Origin of the sequence: Streptomyces africanus (assembly GCF_030816955.1) — a bacterium.
In the GTDB taxonomy this organism is placed as follows: domain Bacteria; phylum Actinomycetota; class Actinomycetes; order Streptomycetales; family Streptomycetaceae; genus Streptomyces; species Streptomyces africanus.
In genome coordinates this window covers 721,763-739,083 of record NZ_JAUSYP010000001.1, presented here as the reverse complement: position 1 = coordinate 739,083, position 17,321 = coordinate 721,763, and the positions used below count along the sequence as shown (strand labels likewise).

The 17,321-nt window shown below is 71.9% G+C and carries 12 protein-coding genes and 1 pseudogene; 7 read left to right on the top strand and 6 right to left on the bottom strand.

Annotation, left to right across the window (positions count from 1 at the left end; all coding sequences use genetic code 11):
- The first annotated feature begins 107 nt into the window (after positions 1-107).
- A complete protein-coding gene (locus tag QF034_RS03630; RefSeq protein WP_307179790.1) occupies positions 108-1,373 on the top strand; it encodes a TerD family protein in 1,266 nt (421 codons plus the stop codon).
- Between the two features lie 28 nt (positions 1,374-1,401).
- Here the strand turns inward: QF034_RS03630 and QF034_RS03625 are convergent, their stop codons facing one another.
- On the bottom strand, positions 1,402-2,595 hold the full coding sequence (locus QF034_RS03625; protein ID WP_307173525.1) for a glycosyltransferase: 1,194 nt from the start codon (positions 2,593-2,595) through the stop codon (positions 1,402-1,404).
- A 39-nt stretch (positions 2,596-2,634) separates the two neighbouring features.
- Between QF034_RS03625 and QF034_RS03620 the strand changes: the two genes are divergently transcribed.
- Together QF034_RS03620 and QF034_RS03615 are read left to right on the top strand one after the other, a co-directional pair.
- Positions 2,635-3,420: a glutamate racemase gene (locus QF034_RS03620; protein WP_307173524.1), complete on the top strand. Its 786-nt coding sequence runs from the start codon at positions 2,635-2,637 to the stop codon at positions 3,418-3,420.
- A 107-nt stretch (positions 3,421-3,527) separates the two neighbouring features.
- A complete protein-coding gene (locus QF034_RS03615) occupies positions 3,528-4,082 on the top strand; it encodes a hypothetical protein (protein ID WP_307173523.1) in 555 nt (184 codons plus the stop codon).
- 12 nt (positions 4,083-4,094) lie between these two features.
- Here the strand turns inward: QF034_RS03615 and QF034_RS03610 are convergent, their stop codons facing one another.
- Positions 4,095-5,120 (bottom strand): O-antigen ligase family protein, encoded by a 1,026-nt coding sequence (locus tag QF034_RS03610; RefSeq protein WP_307173522.1) that lies wholly within the window; start codon positions 5,118-5,120, stop codon positions 4,095-4,097.
- Between the two features lie 293 nt (positions 5,121-5,413).
- Between QF034_RS03610 and lnt the strand changes: the two genes are divergently transcribed.
- The 4 genes from lnt to QF034_RS03590 all read left to right on the top strand — a co-directional run bounded on the left by lnt (position 5,414) and on the right by QF034_RS03590 (position 10,453).
- Positions 5,414-7,030 (top strand): apolipoprotein N-acyltransferase, encoded by a 1,617-nt coding sequence (gene lnt / locus QF034_RS03605; RefSeq protein ID WP_307173521.1) that lies wholly within the window; start codon positions 5,414-5,416, stop codon positions 7,028-7,030.
- A gap of 67 nt (positions 7,031-7,097) precedes the next feature.
- The gene (locus QF034_RS03600) at positions 7,098-7,577 is read left to right on the top strand and encodes an NUDIX hydrolase (protein ID WP_307173520.1); all 480 of its coding nucleotides are present in this window, start codon (positions 7,098-7,100) and stop codon (positions 7,575-7,577) included.
- Between the two features lie 54 nt (positions 7,578-7,631).
- Positions 7,632-8,432 (top strand): 3-hydroxybutyrate dehydrogenase, encoded by an 801-nt coding sequence (locus QF034_RS03595; protein WP_307173519.1) that lies wholly within the window; start codon positions 7,632-7,634, stop codon positions 8,430-8,432.
- A gap of 74 nt (positions 8,433-8,506) precedes the next feature.
- Positions 8,507-10,453 (top strand): helix-turn-helix domain-containing protein, encoded by a 1,947-nt coding sequence (locus QF034_RS03590; protein WP_307173518.1) that lies wholly within the window; start codon positions 8,507-8,509, stop codon positions 10,451-10,453.
- Between the two features lie 59 nt (positions 10,454-10,512).
- On the opposite strand, the gene QF034_RS03585 is transcribed toward QF034_RS03590, so the two are convergent.
- The 4 genes and pseudogenes from QF034_RS03585 to QF034_RS03575 form a co-directional block, all read right to left on the bottom strand.
- Positions 10,513-11,898: an MFS transporter gene (locus tag QF034_RS03585; RefSeq protein ID WP_307173517.1), complete on the bottom strand. Its 1,386-nt coding sequence runs from the start codon at positions 11,896-11,898 to the stop codon at positions 10,513-10,515.
- 372 nt (positions 11,899-12,270) lie between these two features.
- Positions 12,271-12,441: pseudogene (locus QF034_RS41425) on the bottom strand (family 1 glycosylhydrolase); the annotation flags it as partial.
- Between the two features lie 638 nt (positions 12,442-13,079).
- Complete coding sequence (locus tag QF034_RS03580; RefSeq protein ID WP_307173516.1) at positions 13,080-16,610, bottom strand: indolepyruvate ferredoxin oxidoreductase family protein; 3,531 nt, start codon at positions 16,608-16,610, stop codon at positions 13,080-13,082.
- A 113-nt stretch (positions 16,611-16,723) separates the two neighbouring features.
- Entirely contained in the window at positions 16,724-17,311 is a 588-nt protein-coding gene (locus tag QF034_RS03575) for a TetR/AcrR family transcriptional regulator (RefSeq protein WP_307173515.1), read from the bottom strand.
- Between the last annotated feature and the right edge of the window lie 10 nt (positions 17,312-17,321).

The window sequence follows — 17,321 nt, the reverse complement described above, 5'->3', positions numbered from 1 at the left end:
CGGTGCATGGGAGTTCGCCGCGGGGAGGAATAGGTTGTGCGGACGGAACGCGACGGACGGCCGGGATGTGCCTGGCGCGGTGCCACGCAATGGGGGCGGACATGCAAATGCTGAAAGGTTCAAATACTCCGGTGCCCACCTCGGCGCTGCGCGTGGAATTGGGCTGGCGAGCCGGCCCGGGGGTGCCCGACGCCGACGCCTCCGCTTTGCTGCTGGTAAGCGGAAAGGTCCGCTCGGACGCGGACTTCGTCTTCTACAACCAGCCCGCGCACTCCTCCGGCGCGATCCGGCACGAGGGCAAGCGGAACGCCGACGGCCGGGTGACCGACACGCTCCTCGTCGACCTCACGTGTGTGGAACCCGCGATCGAGACGATCGTCCTCGCCGCCTCCGCCGACGGCGGCGCTTTCGGCCAGGTCCCGGGGCTGTACATCGAGGTCCAGGACACCACGCGGGGAACGCCGGTCGCCCGCTTCGACAACCCGGGCGCCACCACGGAAGCCGCTTTCGTGCTCGGCGAGTTCTACCGCCGCCAGGGCGCCTGGAAGTTCCGCGCCGTCGGCCAGGGCTACAGCAGCGGACTCGAAGGACTGGCCACGGACTACGGCATCACGGTGGACGAACCGCAGCAGGCGGCCCCGGCTCCGGCCGCGGCTCCCGTGCCGCCCGTGGCCGCCCCCTCGGCGTACACGAGGCCGGTATCCCCGCCCCCGCCGGCCGCACCGCCCGAGCCCGTGCGCCTCACCAAGGTGACGCTCACCAAGGCGGCCCCCTCCGTGTCGCTCACCAAGCAGGGCGGCACCTCGGGCGCTTTGCACGTGAACCTCAACTGGCAGGTGCGCAAGCAGTTCTCGGGGTGGAGCAGCAAGTTCGGCCGCCCGGCCGCGATGCACTCCGACCTCGACCTGGACCTGTGCGCGCTGTACGAACTCACCGACGGCAGCAAGGGCGTCGTACAGGCCCTCGGCAACGCCTTCGGGGCGCTGCACCAGCCCCCGTACATCCACCTCGACGGCGACGACCGCACCGGCGCCGTGTCGACCGGTGAGAACCTCACCGTCAATCTCGACCACAAGAACGCCTTCCGGCGCATCCTCGTCTTCGTCACCATCTACGAAGGCGCCCGCTCGTTCGCCGACCTGAACGCCACCGTCACCCTCCAGCCGCAGCACGGCGCCCCCGTGGAGTTCTTCCTCGACGAGTGCACCGTCCCCTCGCCCGTGTGCGCGCTCGCCCTCATCACCAACACGGGCGCCGACCTCGTCGTACAGCGCGAGGCGCGCTACCTCGTCCCCGAGCGAGGTGTGAGCCCGCAGCGGACCGTCGACTACGCCTACGGGTGGGGCATGAACTGGACACCCGGCAGGAAGTGACTCCTCACGGCGGCCGTGAGCGCGGCCGTCAGCCCTCCTCGGGCACGGCGTCGGGACGGGCGTAGGTGCGGCCCTTCCAGGCGGCGCCGCGTCCCCGGTAGTGCTGCACCGCCGAGTCGACCGTCATGAGGAGATAGAGGAACGCGGTGAACGGCAGCAGGGGAGCGAGCCACAGCGGCTGCCGGTAGTAGCGGAGCATCGGGACGTACGTCCCCGTCATGACGAGCCAGGCCGACGCTCCCGCGACCGCTGCCGCCGCGTTCCCCGTCACCAGGCCGGCCGCGACCGCCGCGGGCGGCACCAGATACACCAGTGCCAGCCCGGCGACCGTCCCGGCCAGCAGCAGGGGGTTGTGCCGCAGCTGGGCGTACGCGCTGCGCGACACCATCCGCCACAGGTCGCCCAGCCGCGGATACGGCCGGACACTGCCCACCCGGTCGGCCAGCCCCAGCCAGACGCGGCCGCCGCCGCCCTTCACCGCCCGCGCCAAGGCCACGTCGTCGATCACGGCGTGCCGGATCGCGTCCGGGATCCGCGCCCGTGCGGCGGCCTCCGCCCGCAGCAGGACGCAGCCACCGGCCGCGGCCGCCGTCCGGGTCCCCGCTCTGCCGATCCTGCGGAAGGGGTAGAGCTGCGCGAAGAAATAGACGAAGGCCGGCACGACGAGCCGCTCCCACGTGCTCTCCACCCGCAGCCGGGCCATCTGCGAGACGACGTCGAACCCGCCCGTACGGGCCGCCGCCACCAGTTCCCGCAGGCTGTCCGGCGCGTGCGCGATGTCGGCGTCCGTCAGCAGCAGGTACTCGGGGTCACGCGCGCGTGCCAGGCCGATGCCGTGCCGCACCGCCCACAGCTTGCCGGTCCAGCCGGCGGGCGGCTCGCCCGGCGAGCCCACCGTCAGCGGCAGTCCGCCGTGCCGGCGCGCCAGTTCACGCGCCAGGTCACCGGTGCCGTCCGTACTGCCGTCGTCGACGAGGAAGATCTCCGCACGCCCCGGATAGTCCTGCCCGAGCAGCGACGGCAGCGCGTCGGGCAGCACCGCCGCCTCGTCGCGGGCCGGGACGACGACGCACACGGACGGCCACGCGTCCGGTTCCCGGCGCGGCGGCAGTCGCACATCGGTGCGCCAGAAGAAGCCCTGACAGAGCAGCAGCCACAGCCAGGCGAGAAGTGATCCAGCGGCAGTCCACACAACGGCGCTCACGCGCGCAGTCTGCCCCACCGGAGCGGCCCGGCACCGCTCATCGTCTATCGTGATCGGGTGAAGATCGCGCTCATGGACTCCGGAATCGGTCTGCTGGCGGCCACCGCCGCGGTTCGGCGGCTGCGCCCCGACGCCGATCTCGTACTCTCCCTGGACCCCGACGGCATGCCGTGGGGCCCGCGGACCCCGGAAGACCTGACCGACCGCGCCCTGGCCGTCGCCGAGGCGGCCGCCGCGCGCCGCCCCGACGCCCTGATCGTCGGCTGCAACACCGCGACCGTGCACGCGCTCACCGCCCTGCGCGCCCGCCTCGAACCGGAGCTTCCGGTGATCGGCACCGTCCCGGCGATCAAGCCGGCCGCGGCCGGCGGCGGACACCTCGCCATCTGGGCCACCCCGGCCACCACCGGCAGCACGTACCAGCGGACCCTGATCCGGGACTTCGCCGGCGGGGTCCCCGTCACCGAGGTGCCCTGCTGGGGCCTCGCCGAGGCCGTCGAACGCGCGGACGAGGCGGCGATCGACGCCGCCGTGTCCGCGGCCGCCGCCCTGACGCCCGGCGAGGTGACCACCGTCGTCCTGGGCTGCACCCACTACGAACTGGTCGCCGACCGCATCCGGACCGCCGTCCAGCGCCCCGGCCGGCCGCCCCTCGTGCTGCACGGCTCCGCGGGCGCCGTGGCTGCGCAGGCCCTGCGCCGGCTCGGCCGGCAGCCCGCGCCGGGGGCCACGCCGCACGGCAGCCTGACCGTTCTGCTGAGCGGACGCGAGGGCACGCTGCCCCCACCCGCCCTGGCCTACGCCGAAGGACGGCTGTTGCAGGCGGTCACCCCGGCCCGCTGACCGGCACCGTCACCCGGCGTAGTCGGAGTACGGGATCCCGCCCGGCCGGCGCAGTAACGCTCCGCCACGAGGTACCAGCGGAGCGAAACCTGAGTAACCTCATAGGCATGAGGGACCACCGCCACGGCGAGAACGCTCCCCACGCGCACACCGACGTCTGGACCGGCCGGGCCACCAACCGCGTCCAGTGGCTGCTGGCGCTCGTCGGCGCCGCCTGCATGGCGCTGGGCATCGAACTGGCCGTCGACTCGGCCTGGACGTCCGGCATCGCCCCGTTGGCCATGGCCGTGGTCGGCTGCATCGCCGCCGGACTGCTGGTCCTCTTCGGAACGCTCGCCTTCGTGCACGTCGCCCTACGGGTCGACCAGGAGCACCTCGAGGTGCGCTGCGGCCACATCGGACTGCCCCGCCGCCGTATCCCGCTCTCCCAGGTGGCGGGCGCCACGTACATCTCGCACGTCACTCCCCGGCACTGGGGTGGCTGGGGCTATCGATGGCGGCCGGAGAAGGGCACCGCGGTGGTCGTGCGACGGGGTGAGGGCGTCGTGCTGGAGCTGTGGGACGGACACACCTTCACGATCACCGTGGACGACGCGGAGGCGGCCGTACAGGTGATCAAGGCGCGGCTGGGGCCGACCAAGCCGGGCGCCCCCGCGCACTGAGCGGACGTCCGGTCACCACGCCGGGGTGCGTCCGGCGCCCCGGGGACGCGCGTCCGGTGTGCGGCTCGACGGTTCCTCGGTGAGCGGCCGGGCCGTGGCCATGCCCGCCAGCAGGCCCGCACCGACCGACACCGCGGTGAAGCTGAGCGCGTTGCCGATCGCGGCGATGACCGCGAGCGCCGTCAGGGCCGCGCCCGCGGTGAGCGCCACCGGGGTCGGGCGCGGGCTGCGCCACAGCGCGTACAGCACCCAGCCGAACGCCGCCGCCAGCAGGGCCACGCCCACGATCCCCTGTTCGGCCGCCTGCTGCAGGGGTGCCGAGTGGGGCTTGCCGTCGGACAGCAGTGACTGCGCGGACGTCTGGCTCAGCTCCCCGAAGCGCCCCGGGCCGACGCCCAGGGCGGTGTCGTCGCGCAGCAGCTGCCAGGCGTCCTGCCAGAGCCGCACGCGGTGCGGTGTCAGCCGCTCGTCGAGCGCGGCCGCGTGCCCGCCCGGTACGGCCCGCGCCGCGACCGCCCACGTCAGACCGGTCACCAGGACGGCGACGGCGCCCAGGACAGCGAGGCCCGCGCCGCGGTGACGGGTGCGGCCGGCGGCCAGCGAACACAACAGCACCGCGACGGAGGCGACGCATCCGGTGGCCGAGCCGAGCACGGCCGCCAGCACCGCGGCACCGGCGGCCGGCAGCCGCAGGGCGAACCGCACGGCCGGAACGCGAGCGGCCCAGGCCGCGCAGCACGCGGCACCGGCCGACAACGTCAGCACGGCGGCCGTCGCCCCGGCATGCCCCAGAGGTGTGGTGATCTGCGGGCCCGGCGCGAGGTGCGGCACGGCCACCGTCAGCCCGATACCGGCCAGGGCCCCGGCACAGGGCGCGCCGACCGGCAGAACCGCCCCGCCGATCCGCCCGGCGGCGTACCCGGCCGCCACGGCCAGCACCGCGAGCAGCACACCCTCGGGCCGGCCGTCGTGCATCGCCGCCGTGACCAGCGACCAGCCGGCGCAGGCTCCCAGCACCACGACGCCGGCGGCGTCCACAACAATTCGTCTTTCACCGTCCGCGTCCTGCCCGGACGCGGACGTCAGCCCACTGGAACCCACCCCGCCCCCCCGCGCCACGTCGCCCCCGACCTGTGAAGAACCCGGCCGCACGGGCCGCCACCGGCCGCGCGACTGAGGCTTCGGGACACCGTAGCCGCTGGTGGACGGTTTGTGGATGTGTCGTGACGAAATGAGCAGGAACGTTGCGGCAGACACGCCGCGAGGATGTGACGCCGCCGCCTCGTGGACCGCGCTGTCGGCGTCAAGGTCACTCGCCTTACACTCCGGGAGTGACCGTCACCGCAACCTCCGTCGGCGAGTCGGACCAGCTGCGGCCGCGGACCGCGCGAGGAGCGCGGACCTGGGCCCCGCGTCTGGTGCGCCTCCTCCCGGCCGCCGCAGCCGCGCTCTCCGGCCTGCTCCTCTATGTCAGCTTCCCGCCCCGCACCCTGTGGTGGCTGGCCCTGCCGGCCTTCGCGGTATTCGGCTGGGTGCTGCGCGGCCGCGGCTGGAAGGCGGGGCTCGGCCTCGGTTACCTCTTCGGGCTCGGCTTCCTGCTGCCGCTGCTGGTGTGGACCGGAGTGGAGGTCGGACCGCTCCCCTGGGTCGCCCTGGTGGCGATCGAGGCGATCTTCGTCGCGCTGGTCGGCGCGGGGGTCGCCGTCGTGTCCAAGCTGCCGGGGTGGCCGGTGTGGGCGGCCGCCGTGTGGATCGCCGGAGAGGCGGCACGCGCGCGCGTGCCGTTCGACGGTTTCCCGTGGGGGAAGATCGCCTTCGGGCAGGCCGACGGTGTGTTCCTGCCGCTCGCCGCGGTGGGCGGCACCCCGGTGCTCGGCTTCGCGGTGGTCCTGTGCGGCTTCGGACTGTACGAAGTCGTCCGCCTGGCCGTGGTGTGGCGGCGCACCGGCACGGTGCGCCGGGCCGCGGCGGCCGTGGGTCTGGTGAGCCTGGCCGTCCCGGTCGTGGCGGCCGTGGCGGCACGCCCGTTGGTCAGCGACAAGGCCGAGGACGGCAGCGTGACCGTCGCGGCGATCCAGGGCAACGTGCCCCGAGCGGGGCTGGAGTTCAACGCCCAGCGGCGGGCCGTGCTCGACAACCACGCGCGCGAGACGGAACGCCTGGCCGCGAAGGTCAAGGCCCGCAAGGTCGCACGGCCCGACTTCGTGCTGTGGCCGGAGAACTCCTCCGACGTCGATCCGTTCGCCAATCCCGACGCCCGTGCCGTGATCGACGCGGCGGCCAAGGCCATCGGCGTGCCCGTCTCGGTCGGCGGCGTCGTGGAGCGGGACGGCAAGCTGTACAACGAGCAGATCCTGTGGGATCCGGTGAAGGGCCCCGTCGACACCTACGACAAGCGGCAGATCCAGCCGTTCGGCGAGTACCTCCCGCTGCGCTCGCTCGTCGGGGCGATCAACAAGAACTGGACGGAGATGGCCCGCCAGGACTTCAGCCGGGGCACTGAGCCGGGCGTGTTCACCATGGACGGCGCCAAGGTCGGTCTCGTCACCTGCTACGAGGCGGCCTTCGACTGGACCGTGCGCTCCGAGGTCACCGACGGCGCCCAGATGATCTCCGTGCCGAGCAACAACGCCACGTTCGACCGCAGCGAGATGACCTACCAGCAGCTCGCCATGTCCCGTGTCCGCGCGGTCGAGCACAGCCGGACCGTGGTGGTGCCGGTGACCAGCGGTGTCAGCGCCTTCATCATGCCCGACGGGAGGATCACGCAGAAGACCGGCATGTTCGTCGCCGACTCACTCGTGCAGAAGGTGCCGCTGCGCTCCTCGCAGACGCCCGCCACACAGCTCGGAGTCCTGCCGGAGATCGCCCTCGTGCTGGTCGCGGCCGGCGGACTGGGCTGGGCCGTCGGCGCCGGACTGCGCGGGCGACGCGCCGGTGACGTGTAGTCGTACGCCGGTCGCACACCTCTGGAAACCCGCCGGGGCGCCGCAACCCGCCTATTAGGGTCGGGCCATGGCTACTCCCGATTTCATCCGCACCCTCCGCGCCTCGGCCGGTCACCAGCTGCTCTGGCTCCCCGGAGTCACCGCCCTCGTCTTCGACGACGAGGGCAGAGTGCTGCTCAACCGCCGGGCCGACACCCGCAGGTGGTCGGTGATCGGCGGCATCCCGGAACCGGGTGAGCAGCCCGCGGCCTGCGCCGTGCGGGAGGTACACGAGGAGACGGCCGTGCACTGTGTCGCCGAACGGGTCGTCCTCGTCCAGGCCCTGGAACCCGTCACCTACGGCAACGGCGACATCTGCCAGTACATGGACATCACCATCCGCTGCCGGGCCGTCGGCGGCGAGGCGCGGGTCAACGACGACGAGTCGCTGGACGTGGGCTGGTTCGACATCGACGCCCTGCCCGCGCTGGACGAGTTCGGGCTGTTCCGGATCAAGCAGGCCCTGTCGGACGCCCCCACATGGTTCGACCCCACTACATCCGGCTGAACTGTAGGGCGTCACCACATGGGGCGCGACCATCGTGCTGCCTAGGGTCGAGTCATGACCGCGCCCCATGTCCTTCCGGCTCCCCCCGCCTTGCCGCTCGACCTCGGCGGCCGCACCGCGCTCGTCACCGGCGCCGCCGGCGGCATCGGCCGCGCCTGCGCGCTGCGGCTCGCGGCCGCCGGGGCGAAGGTGAGAGCGGTCGACCGGGACGCCGCGGGACTGGAGGCGCTCGCCGGACAGGGCCGCGACCTCGCGGGCACCGTGGAACCGCACGTCCTCGACCTCACCGACCTGGACGCCGCCGAACTCGCCGCCGCGGGCACCGACGTCCTCGTCAACAACGCCGGGCTCCAGCTCGTGCGCCCCATCGAGGAGTTCCCGCCCGACGTCTTCCACACGGTGCTCACCGTGATGCTGGAGGCACCCTTCCGGCTCATCCGCGGCGCCCTGCCCCACATGTACGGACAGGGCTGGGGCCGCATCGTGAATGTGTCGTCCGTCCATGGACTGCGCGCCTCGGCCTACAAGTCGGCCTATGTGGCCGCCAAACACGGGCTGGAGGGACTCTCCAAGACCACCGCCCTCGAAGGCGCGTCCCACGGTGTCACCTCGAACTGTGTGAACCCCGCCTATGTGCGCACCCCCCTGGTCGAGAAACAGCTCGCCGACCAGGCCAGGGCGCACGGCATCCCCGAGGAGCGCGTCCTGTCCGAGGTGCTGCTCCAGGACAGCGCCGTCAAGCGGCTCATCGAACCGGAGGAGGTCGCCGAAGCCGTGGCGTATCTGTGCGGTCCGCAGGCGTCCTTCGTGACCGGTACCTCACTCCTGCTCGACGGCGGCTGGACCGCCCACTGAGCCTCTGACCCCGTCGGCCCGGGAGTTGTCCACAGGGCTGACGGGACGGCCCGGTCATGGTGAATCCTGAGAGCATGTCCAGCGATCACGTCCAGTCAGCCGAGCGCTCCGCCGGCCGCGCCGAACCGCCACCGGCCGGCGCGGAGACGCCGTATCTCGAGCTCCTGGCCCGGGGCGCGTCCGCCGACGCCTACGAGCAGCCGGTGCTGCTCGCGCGCGCCGAAGGGCGCCCGGCGGAGTGGATCGCCGCACTCCAGCGGGCCAAGCCGCTCGCCCTGCGCGTGCGCTCGGAGCTGGAGGGACGGCGCCGCCGCGAGGCCGAGCTGTCCGCACTGTTCGAGACCGCCCACGACCTCGCCGGGCTGCGCGACCTGGACGCCGTGCTCCAGGCGATCGTGCAGCGCGCCCGGTCGCTGCTGGGCACCGACGTCGCCTACCTCAGCCTGAACGACCCGGTGAGGGGCGACACCTACATGCGGGTCACCGAGGGCTCGGTCGCGGCCCGGTTCCAGCAGCTGCGGCTCGGCATGGGGGAGGGGCTCGGTGGACTCGTCGCCCAGACCGCACGTCCGTACGTCACCGACGACTACTTCAAGGACGACCGCTTCCAACACACCCTCACCATCGACGCCGGCGTACGGGACGAGGGGCTGGTGGCCATCCTCGGCGTGCCGCTCACACTAGGGCACCACGTCATCGGCGTGCTGTTCGCCGCCGACCGCCGCGCCCGGGTCTTCGAGCGGGAGCAGATCGCCCTGCTCGGCTCCTTCGCCGCCCTCGCCGCGGCCGCCATCGACACCGCCAACCTGCTCGCCGAGACCCGGTCGGCCCTCGCCGGTCTGGAGCGGGCCAACGAGATCATCCAGGACCGCAGCGGCGTCATCGAACGCGCCTCCGACGTGCACGACCGGCTCGCCGAGCTCGTCCTGCGCGGCGGCGGGGTCCACGACGTGGCCGCCGCCGTCTCCGAGGTCCTCGACGGCACGGTCGAGTTCATGGAGGCCGCCGCGGCACCGGGTGAGGCGCTGGAGGCGTCCCGCGCGGAGGGCCACGCCGTGCGGCACGAGGACGACTGGATCGCCGCCGTCGCCGCCGGCGGAGAGCTGCTCGGGGCACTCGTGCTGCGCGGCCACCCGGGGCTCGACCCCGTCGACCAGCGCACCCTGGAGCGCGCCGCCATGGTCACCTCCCTGCTGCTCCTGGCCCGCCGGTCCGCGGCCGAGGCCGAACAACGCGTGCGCGGCGAACTCCTGGACGACCTGCTCGACGCCCGCGACCGCGACCCGCGCCTGCTGCGGGAGCGGGCGGCCCGCCTCCACGCCGACCTCGACGCGGTCCATGTGGTGCTGGCCGCGCGACTGGAGGGCGACGCGCCCGACGCCGACCAGGAGGCGGACGCCCGCAGACGCCTCGCCGCAGCCGCGTCCCACCTGGCCGCGACCCGGCACGGCCTGGCCGCCGCACGCGACGGCGGCACGGTCCTGCTGCTGCCCCTCGGCCCCGGGGACACCGCCACCGAACTGGCCCGCCGCGCCGCCCGGCATCTGGGCACAGCGGTCCACGCACCGGTCACCGTCGGAGCCTCCGCACCCGCGGAGGAACTCGCCACCCGCCCGGACTCCGTGGCCACGGCCTACGCCGAGGCCCGGCGCTGCCTCGACGCCCTGCGGCTCCTCGGCCGCTCGGGGGACGGGGCCGCCGCCGACGACTTCGGCTTCCTCGGGCTGCTCCTGGCCGGTGACCGGGACATCCCCGGCTTCGTCGAGCGCACCATCGGCCAGGTCGTCGCGTACGACCGGCGACGCGGTACGGAGCTGCTGCGCACCCTCGACGCGTACTTCGCCTGCGGGATGAGCCCGGCCCGCACCAAGGACGAACTGCACGTCCATGTGAACACGGTCGCCCAGCGCCTGGAGCGCGTCGGCCGCCTCCTCGGCGACGACTGGCAGAGCCCGGCCCGCGCCCTGGAGATCCAACTCGCCCTGCGGCTGCACCGGTTGTCGGCGCCGGCACGGCACTGACCCCCGTGCGCGGGCCCCGCAGACGGGGACGGACGCACGGGGGCCGGTGCCGGATCGTCTCAGAGGGTCCGGGCGTCCGCCGCCGGTGCCGCGGTCCGGTCCGCGTCGGCGGGCGGGGCGACGTCGGCCAGATCCCGGTGGCGGGTCTCCTTGGCCGCCGCCACCGCGATCACCGTGAGCACGGCGGCGGCGATGACGTACAGGGCGATCGGCGTGGAGCTGCCGTAGTCGGACAGCAGCGCGGTGGCGATCAGCGGCGCGGGCGCCCCCGCCGCCACCGAGGCGAACTGGGCGCCGATGGACGCGCCGGAGTAGCGCATCCGCGTCGCGAACATCTCGGAGAAGAACGCGGCCTGGGGCGCGTACATCGCCCCGTGCAGCACCAGCCCGACCGTGACGGCGAGGATCAGGTTGCCGAAGCCGCCGGTGTCGATCAGCGAGAAGAACGGGAACATCCACAGCCCGACCCCGACCGCACCCATCAGATACACGGGACGGCGGCCGATGCGGTCGGAGAGCGCGCCCCACGCCGGGATGGCGGCGAAGTGCACGGCCGAGGCGATCAGTACGGCGTTGAGCGCGGTCTGCTTGGAGACGCCGGCCGAGGTGGTGGCGTAGACGAGGATGAACGCCGTGATGACGTAGTAGCTGATGTTCTCCGCCATGCGCGCCCCCATCGCCACCAGCACATCACGCCAGTGATGCCGCAGCACGGCGACCAGCGGCAGCTTCTCGGCTTCCGCGGCCCGGTCCGCCTTGCGGGCCTCGGCCTGCGCCAACGCCTGCTTGAAGACGGGAGATTCATCGACAGACAGACGAATCCACAAACCGACGATCACCAGCACGCCGGAGAGCAGGAACGGGATCCGCCAGCCCCAACTGCCGAACGCGGCGTCCGACAGCACGGCGGTCAGCACGGACAGCACACCGGTGGCGAGGAGTTGCCCCGCCGGTGCGCCGGTCTGCGGCCACGAGGCCCAGAACCCCCGCCGCCGCGCGTCCCCGTGCTCCGACACCAACAGCACGGCACCGCCCCACTCGCCGCCGAGCGCGAACCCCTGGACCAGCCGGAGCACGGTGAGCAGGACCGGCGCGGCCGTCCCGATGGTGGCGTGCGTGGGCAGCAGCCCGATCGCGAAGGTCGCCCCGCCCATCAGCAGCAGACTCAGCACCAGCAGCTTCTTGCGCCCGAGCCGGTCGCCGTAGTGCCCGAACACCAGCGCGCCCAGCGGCCGGGCGGCGAACCCGACCGCGTACGTCAGGAACGACAGCAGCGTGCCGACGAGCGGGTCGGAGTCCGGGAAGAACAGCTTGTTGAACACGAGCGCGGCGGCGGAGCCGTACAGGAAGAAGTCGTACCACTCGATGGTGGTGCCGATGAGGCTGGCGGCGACGATGCGTTTGAGGCTGGCGGGGGGTGGGGGAGCGGTTGCGGGGGCGGGCATCGGCACCACTTCCAGGCGGTTGGCGGGGACTGTTGTGTGTCGCCATACCGTAGGAATCCGCAGGTCAGCGGCACATGTGGTGGGACACCATAGTTTTGGGCGTGGAGGTGCGTGCGGCCACCATGGGACTTCTCCGTGCTCGGCAGCAGAGGTCAGAGCACCGTTGGCGACCGACCAGCCGACGTTCGCGCCGGTGCGTTCGGGTATGACGTCGCGAACGGCGTGATGGGCGGCGATGAACGGTGCAGCGAACTCAGGGGTCGGCACGGGAAGGTTCGCCGCGATGTGTTCCCGCTCGGCGTCGCCGTCGACGGTCGGGCTCTGCCACTGCGAGACCTTTCCTGAGCGCATGGCCTCCTGCACCATCGCCATCATGTTGGGCTCGTTGATGGTCACAACCCACTCGACACCGTCGAGAATCTCGCTGGCCCGGTTCACGTATGACACGAAGCGGTCGGTCGCTTTCGGGGAGAGCCAGCCGCCCTGTTCGGCGAACCATAGGGGTCTGGTGAAGTGGTGCAGGGGCACCACGGGCGTCACACCGAGCTCGAGAAGAAGACATGGGTGTTCCCGGCAGGCCGGTGGCGAGGACCGTCACCAGAACCGCTCCGTCGCCGGGGACAGGATCGGAGTGCTGCTGGTAGCGGGGCGGCTGCCCGAAGGGCTGACCGCGCCTCACCAGGCCGGCCTCCAGGAACCGGCCCGACCCTCGTGGTCTTCGGGCGCCCATGCCTTCTCGTCCGGAGCCGTCGGCGACTCGTCGTCCCGCGAGCCGGATCCGTTCGCCGACCCGCACGGACGCGCGCCGTCGCGCGTCCGTCGCCACAGCCCGCCAGCCACCGCTCACCGTGGCCCCGCCCGGTCCAGCACAGAGAGAATTTGCATGGCTGGAGTCGACCTGGACTCCCTCTCGCTCGAATTGAGGGCGTCGTTGCTCACCGGCAGTGGCTTCTGGCCCACAGCGGCCATTCCCCCGTTCAGCACGCTCCGCCCCGGCCACAGCTGACACCCACACGTCTCACGACGGTACCCCCGTGTTCTGAAGGAGGTGAGTGCCTGCCGCGAGGGTCCTCGCACAGCGTGGATGCCGGTGCACCCCACACCGACGTCCGGCGCAGGGGCGTGCGCCCGAGACCTGCGTCGGAGGTACGCCTGGCACCGCACAAGCCACGCCGCGGAGTTCAACAACCCCGTCCTGCTCCCGTCGATTTCGGGTCCGCGCTCTCCTGCAGCTCACGAAGTATGCGGGCCTTGTCGGCCCGGTAGCGCTCGACGGTCGCAAGTTTGACGCCTTCGTATCCGCGAACGGCATCCGGAAGCTCCGCGAGCCGGTGGACCTCGGCCAGGTTCTCCTCGTTCAAGAGCCCGAGCGCGGTGTTGATCGACTCGCGGTACTCGTCGACGAGTTCACGCTCGATCCGTCGCATGTGCTGAAGTCCGAACACATCAAGGCGGGTCCCTCGAACGCGCCGCAGTGCTCGCAGCAGGCCGAGGATCGGACGGAACCAGCTCCCCAGAGCGACTTTCCTCTTCATGCCCGCGGCTCGCAGAAAGGGCGGATGCAGCCGGTAGGAGCGTCGGCTCGCGCTTCCGAATGTGGCAGTGATGTGGTCGTCCACGACGGGATCGAGGGCGAGCCGCGCCACCTCGTACTCGTCCTTGTACGCCATGAGCTTGTGGAGATAACGGGCGACAGTTTCGGTCACCTCGGTGGAACCGCCGCCCGCAGCGCGTTCCGCCACCGCCACCGCCTTGACGAAGTCGACGTACGTGCGGGCGTAGCGCCTGTCCTGGTAGTCGATGAGGTCGGCCACGCGCATGGTGAGGAGACGATGCAGCTCCGACTCCTCGTCATCGGTGACCGAGGCCACGAGCTCGGTGGTTCCGGCGGCGAGCCGCGGCTCCGCCTCCGGGAATGTCGAGCCCGTCAGCGCGGCACGCAGCGCCTCCGGGTCGGCGACCGCCTGGCGGCCTCGCCGGAAGGCCTGCACGTTGCGGTCGACGGCGACGCCGTTCAGGGCGATGGCCTCTTCGATGGCCGAAGCCGGCATCGGCAGCAGCCCCGTCTGGTACGCGGCTCCCACCAGCAGCATGTTGGCGTACTGCTCGTCGTCGAAGAGCTGCCTGGCCAGTGAGCCGGAGTCCAGAGCCACGAGCTGGCGCGCCGCACCGCCGACGGCGTGGCGCACGGCATCGGGAGCCGGAAAGCCGACTGTCGTGTCGACCACCATCTCCCCGGTGGGTATCTCGGTCGTGGTCATGACCGCGACAGTGCGGTCCGGGGAGGCGGCGGACAGGTACTTCGGATCGGTCGCGACGAGCGGGTCGCACGCAAGGTAAAGATCGCACTGCCCCTGACCGATCTTGGCCCCTTGTTCCACGACACCTTCTGTGATCTTGATGTCGGAGACGACGGCGCCGCCCTTCTGGGCGAGACCGGTCTGGTCGAGGCTGCGCGCGTGACGGCCGTCGATGACAGCCGCCGTCGCCAGCACCTGCGAGGTGGTGACGATGCCCGTCCCTCCGATTCCGGTGATCCGCATGCCGAAGGAGCCGGCACCGGCCGTGCGGGCCGGCTCGGCGACGTCGGTGGCCGCCAGGGCGGGAAGTTCCGCGCGCTGCGGCTTACCGGCAGGCTCGATGGTCATGAACGCCGGGCAGTCGCCGTCGAGGCACGAGTAGTCCAGGTTGCACGAGGACTGGTCGATCGTGGTCTTGCGGCCGAACTCGGTCGGGACCGGGTGCACCGACAGGCAGTTCGACTTGCGGCCGCAGTCACCGCAGCCCTCGCAGATGCGCTCGTTGATCCAGACTCGCGTCGTCGGGGCCTGGGCCTTGCCGCGCCGACGGGCACGCCGCTTCTCGGCGGCGCATTCCTGGTCGTGGATGAGGACCGTGACGCCGGCGGTGGCCTTGAGCTCCGCCAGTGCGTCCTCGATCACGGCCCGGTCGAGAACCTTCACCGACTTCGGAAGCCGGGCCCGCGGGATGCGGGCCCGGTCCTCGGTCGTGATGATCACCTTGGTGACGCCTTCGTCGAGGAGCGTCGCGGCGAGCCGGTCGACCGGCAGGGCGCCGACGGCGTCCTGGCCGCCGGTCATGGCGACCGTCCCGTTGTAGAGCAGCTTGAACGTGACGTTCACCCCCGCGGCGATCGCCGCCCGGACGGCCAGACTGCCCGAATGCATGAAAGTGCCGTCCCCGATGTTCTGCACGAAGTGGTCGGCGTCGACGAACGGCTCCATCCCGATCCACTGAGCCCCTTCCCCGCCCATCTGGGTCATGCCGACGACCGGGCCGACCTGTTCGGGATCCATGAACACGACCATGGAGTGGCAGCCGATCCCCGCACCGACCGGCGAGTCCCCGCCGGCGGTGGTCGAGGTGTTGTGCGGACACCCCGAGCAGTAGTACGGGCTGCGGGCCAGGAGCGGCAGTGCCGACGCCGTACGGGCCCTGGGCCGCTGACGCCATGCGCGGGCGGCAACGATACCGAGCCGCGCGAGCACCCTGGACAGTCCGGTGGCGATGCCGTCCGCGTCGAGCTCCCCTGAGCGGCTGAACAGCGACCGCCCGTCCTGGTCCTGCTTGCCGTGGACGAACGGGGCATGGGAGCGGCCGAAGAGGATCTCCTTGACGGCGGCTTCCAGGAACGGCCGCTTCTCCTCGACGACCACCACCTGGTCGAGACCGTCCGCGAACTCGATGACGGCGTCACGTTCGAGGGGGAAGATCATGCCGAGTTTGAGGATCCTGATCCCGTACCGAGCGAGGTCCTCGTCGGTGAGTCCGATGATGCGCAGAGCCTCGCGGACGTCGAGGTAGGTCTTGCCGGACGTCAGGATGCCGATCCTGTCCGACGGCCCGCGCTGGATCACGCGGTTGAGGCCGTTGAGCCGGGCGTACTCCACGGCGCGGGGGAGCCGGACCTCGTGCAGGCTGCGCTCCAGCGCCATGAGATGGGCGCCGAGGAGCATCGAGCTCGGCTTGTGCGGGCCGGCGCCCATGTCGCCCTCCACGACCGAGATCCGGTCGCGCGCCACGACGGCCGTGGACGCCGAGTCCGCGACCGCGGTGGTGATCTTCAGGCCCGACCACAGGCCGCTGAACCGGGAGAGGAACTGCGCGTGCAGCCCGAAGTCGAGGACGTCCTGCGCATCGGCCGGGTACAGCGTCGGGATCGCCAGGTCCGCGAGCGTCACCTCGCTGGCGCACGGCACGCTGGACGACTTGGCTCCCGGATCGTCGCCGACCAGAGCGACAGCGCCACCGGACGGGCCCGTGCCCACCAGGTTCGCGTGGCGCAGGGCATCGGAGGCGCGGTCGAGGCCGGGGGACTTGCCGTACCAGATGCCCACGACGCCGTCGCACCGTGAGGTACCGATCTGGCCGGCCAACTGGCTGCCCATGACCGCGGTCGCGGCGAGTTCCTCGTTGAGCCCCGGTCGGTGGACGACGTCGTGCTCGTGCAGCAACGCCTCGCGCCGTGCCAACTCGATGTCGTACCCGGCGAGTGGTGATCCCTCGTACCCGGACACGAACGTCGCGGTGTGCAGTCCGTTCAGACGGTCACGCCTGGACCGATCCAGCAGGACGCGGACGAGAGCTTGGATTCCGGAGAGGTGCAGGACGCCTTCTTCACGCAGGTAGCGGTCTTCCAGGCGGAAGCGTCGGCCGCCCGGCTGCTGCGCCTCGGTGATGGATGCGGTCATCGTCCTCTCCCTGACAAATGATTCGGGGCCGCTGCCCCTCGGATGGCCGTTGGACGGCGAACTTCGCCGGCTGCCTCCGGGCAGGGCAGAGCCGGGATCTGCGACGGAGTTCCTCACCGCGGCCCCGGTTCGGTCAGCCGCGCGGTCGCCCAGCCGAGCAGCGCGCCGCGGAACGCCGACACCAGCCGGTGCGTGATCTGCGCGGGCGACAGCGCGAGCGTGTCACGGAGATCGAAGATCTCCCGGGGGTCGAAGAGGACGTTCCACAGGAAGGCGGCCTCGTCCTCGACGCCGACGAGCTCGCCGACCCCGAGAATCGCCACGAGTTCGCGGATGGGGCGGGCGAGGGCCTCCGCCTGGCCTCCCAAGTACGGCTCATCGGCCTTGTACCGCGCGAGGAACCCTTCCGACGACCGGCGGTGCACCAGCGCCGCGCCTTCGGCGAGGATGAGGTTCACCCAGAAGCCGCAGACACTCTCGAGCAGGGCCAGACCGTTGCTCGGCTGCTCGAGACTGTGATCGCGGAACTTGCTCACGATGTCCCGTCGGTACGCACTGAGGGCGTCGTCCGCGGACTCGAAGTGCCGGTAAGCCGTCGCGACCGACACGTCCGCCTGCCGAGCGATGTCGGTGAGACTGATCGGCTGCTCGCAACGCTCGAAAAGCTCTGCGGCGGCCTGGATCAGCTTGGCGTTGTTCAACCGCTGATCC